Genomic DNA, 3,436 nt, shown 5'->3' on the forward strand with positions numbered 1-3,436 from the left:
ATCCTTTGAACTAATCTTTATTTAGGGTAGTAAAAGGACCTAGATAACGCAGATTTTATATGATTTTCACTGACTTGTTTTAAACCTAAAAGGTTTCTGAAACCTGATAGGTTTTTTCTTATGTTACATAAAAATCGGTGATTATCTGCTCAATCAGCGTTTTTTGCATTCTAATTCTTAGGAACACTGATAACACAGATTTCTTATGATTATTACAGATTTTTTTTATCTATCATAGAAAAATATGGTTTCATCTGTCCGGTCAGCGCCCTCTGCGTTCCACCTTTAAAATTTTCAATAAAAAAACCCCAACTTTCGTTGAAGGTTTTTTGAGGCATCAAGCGTCCCGATAGCTATCGGGAGAACCGCTGTAGAAGGTTTATGTTGTTTAATTAATTTTTAGTAAAAATTTTAAGTTACAAAAAAATCAGTGGCCATCTGCCCAATCGGCGTCATCTGCGTTCTATCTTTAAAATTTTCAATAAAAAAACCCCCAACTTTCGTTGAAGGTTTCTTGAGGCATCAAGCGGATTCGAACCGCTGTAGAAGGTTTTGCAGACCTCTGCCTAGCCACTCGGCCATGATGCCAAATTTGGAAGTGCAAATGTAAAAAAAATAAACGTGGTAAGCTATATAGTTTTATTTATTTCGGCTTGAACTCATTTTTATGGTCACTTTCTCTACATCACCACCAATAGGAGGGTTTATTTTACTCACCCAAACCGTTGCTTTTTTAACCGGTTGGCTTTCTTTAAAAATCCTTTCCAATATACGCTTGGCTACGGTTTCAAGAAGATAGGAAGGAATTTGCATTTCTTCCTTAATAATTCGGTTAAGTAATACATAATCTACCGTATCACTTAATTTATCTGAGGTTGCCGAAGGTTGTAAATTGGCAGCTATCTTTAAATCCACCTGATATTCACTACCTATTGTAGTTTCTTCTTTTAAACAGCCATGATGTGCATACACACGGATATTTTCGAGTTTTATGATTCCCATATTTCCTTTTATGACCACAAAAATAAGGCATTTTTGGAACTAAAAAAATTACTAATTTTGCACTTAAATTGCCATTGTACGTTTTTTTAAGCAAACAATGGGAAATAAGAACTTGTGGTATGTCAGAAGAAAGAGAATCGCTCAATTTTATTGAGCATATTATTGAAGAAGATTTAGCTAATGGTATGTCAAGAGATGACCTCCGATTTAGGTTTCCACCGGAGCCTAATGGGTATTTGCATATTGGACATACAAAAGCGATAGGGATTAGTTTTGGTTTGGGCGAAAAATACAATGCGCCGGTTAACCTTAGGTTTGATGATACCAATCCTACCAAAGAAGAACAGGAATATGTAGATGCCATCAAGGAAGATGTAGCATGGTTGGGTTATAAGTGGGCCAATGAACTGTATTCATCAGATTATTTCCAACAACTTTATGATTGGGCTGTTCAATTGATCAAGGAAGGTAAAGCTTATATCGATTCTCAAACTTCTGAAGCTATGGCCGAGCAAAAAGGAACGCCAACACAACCTGGTGTCGATGGTCCTTTTCGCAATCGAAGTATAGAGGAGAATCTTGATCTTTTTGAACGGATGAAAAATGGTGAGTTTGACGAAGGAACTCACGTTTTGCGTGCCAAAATTAGTATGCAACATACCAATATGTTGATGCGCGACCCGATTATGTATCGCATTTTAAAGAAACACCATCACCGTACCGGAAATGACTGGTGTATTTATCCAATGTACGATTGGACCCATGGTGAAAGTGATTATATCGAAAGTATTTCTCACAGTCTTTGCTCGCTAGAATTTAAGCCGCATAGAGAGCTTTACGATTGGTTTTTGGATCAAGTGGTCGAACCAGATAAAATACGTCCAAAACAACGCGAATTTGCACGTCTCAACCTTAGTTATACCATTATGAGCAAACGAAAGTTGTTGAGGTTGGTTGATGATCGTATTGTTTCTGGATGGGATGATCCCCGAATGCCTACAATTTCTGGATTGCGCCGTCGTGGTTATACACCAAATGCCATTAAAAAGTTTATTGAAACTGTTGGTGTCGCCAAACGTGATAATATCATTGATGTGGCACTATTGGAATTTTGCATCCGTGAAGATTTGAACAAAATTGCACCACGAATTATGGCAGTTTTGGACCCCGTAAAAGTGATTATTACAAATTATCCAGAAGATAAAGAAGAGTGGTTAGATGCCGAGAATAATCAAGAAGATGAAAGTGCAGGTTTTAGAAAAGTACCCTTTTCGAGAGAATTATATATTGAGCGGGACGATTTTAAAGAACAAGCCAATAGCAAGTATTTCAGATTGGCTTTAGGCCAAGAAGTACGTTTAAAAAATGCATATATCATTAAGGCCGAAAATGTGGTTAAGGATACCCATGGAACCATTACTGAAATTCATTGTACTTATTCTGAATATACCACCAAAAGAGTGAAAGGTACGTTGCACTGGGTATCTATAAAACATGCCATAAAAGCTGAGGTTAGGGAATACGATCGATTGTTTATGGACGAATCTCCGGATACACATCCCGATAAGGATTTTATGGAACTTTTAAATCCGGAATCCTTAAAAATTATTACTGCCTTTGTAGAACCAAGTGTAAAAGATGCGCAAATTGGTGACCAATTTCAATTTCAGCGTCTTGGATATTTTAATGTTGATAAAGATTCAACAGCCGATGCTTTGGTATTTAATAAAACCGTTGGTTTAAGAGATTCTTGGGTAAAGGAAAAACCGGTTGAAAACAAAACGGAAGGTCAGGCACAGCCAAGAAATAATCAACCACAACGTAAGGCTATTGATGTTATTCAGCAATTGGGAAAAAAATACACCAATCTTCCTGAGGATAAACAGCTTAAAACGAAATCTGAAATCCAGGAATTGGCAAAAAATGTCAGTTATGATGATTTGAAACCTTGGTTTAATACTGCTGCAAAAAAGGTAGGAACACGTATAGCAACCATGATCACGCTTGGTGTTTTATTAGAGCAAGGTTTGGATAAAAATGAAGAAATCAATGCGTTTATAGCTTCTGGATTAGAAGATAAAAATGAGTTGTTGGTAGCTGAAACCAAAAGAATTTCTATTTAAATCTTTAAACAAAATTATATTTTTAAGTCGATTTTTACAGAATATAAAGTAAGAAAACGAAATCTATTCTAACAAAAAGAGGTCGTCTAAAAACTATTTAGGCGACCTTTTATTTTTTGGTTATTTTGTTTTGATTATGGATTCTCTCGGATAATTAGGTAATTAGTTTCGAGTTAAAATGAGGCAAAGCGATTCTTACATCGCTAAACTCACTTTTTTAAGATTATGTGCCATTGCTATGAGTCCAATTTCTGTTTCCACTTTATCCAGACCTCTCAACATAAACCTTTTAAAGTTCATATTGTGTTTTA

At 35.8% G+C, this 3,436-nt stretch carries 3 protein-coding genes and 1 tRNA gene; 1 reads left to right on the forward strand and 3 read right to left on the reverse strand.

Translation table 11 applies throughout. The features are described 5' to 3' along the window. Window positions 1–517: 517 nt before the first annotated feature. Together VNJ50_RS03570 and folB are read right to left on the reverse strand one after the other, a co-directional pair. Window positions 518–588, reverse strand: a tRNA-Cys gene (locus VNJ50_RS03570). Window positions 589–639: 51 nt separating this feature from the next. Next, the gene (gene folB / locus VNJ50_RS03575; RefSeq protein ID WP_325579125.1) at window positions 640–1,002 is read right to left on the reverse strand and encodes a dihydroneopterin aldolase; all 363 of its coding nucleotides are present in this window, start codon (window positions 1,000–1,002) and stop codon (window positions 640–642) included. 119 nt (window positions 1,003–1,121) lie between these two features. On the opposite strand from folB, the gene VNJ50_RS03580 reads away from it, so the two are divergent. After that, a complete protein-coding gene (locus tag VNJ50_RS03580) occupies window positions 1,122–3,125 on the forward strand; it encodes a glutamine--tRNA ligase/YqeY domain fusion protein (RefSeq protein ID WP_325579127.1) in 2,004 nt (667 codons plus the stop codon). A 195-nt stretch (window positions 3,126–3,320) separates the two neighbouring features. On the opposite strand, the gene VNJ50_RS03585 is transcribed toward VNJ50_RS03580, so the two are convergent. Then, a partial coding sequence (locus VNJ50_RS03585) for a transposase (RefSeq protein WP_325579129.1) occupies window positions 3,321–3,436 on the reverse strand: 116 nt, incomplete at its 5' end.

It is taken from the genome of Gelidibacter sp., assembly GCF_035577925.1.
Taxonomy (GTDB): Bacteria; Bacteroidota; Bacteroidia; order Flavobacteriales; family Flavobacteriaceae; genus Gelidibacter.

Excerpts from the sequence above, each read along its gene's own strand:
- folB (WP_325579125.1), bottom strand. The coding sequence starts at position 1,002 with ATGGGAATCATAAAACTCGAAAATATCCGTGTGTATGCACATCATGGC.
- VNJ50_RS03580 (WP_325579127.1), top strand. The coding sequence starts at position 1,122 with ATGTCAGAAGAAAGAGAATCGCTCAATTTTATTGAGCATATTATTGAA.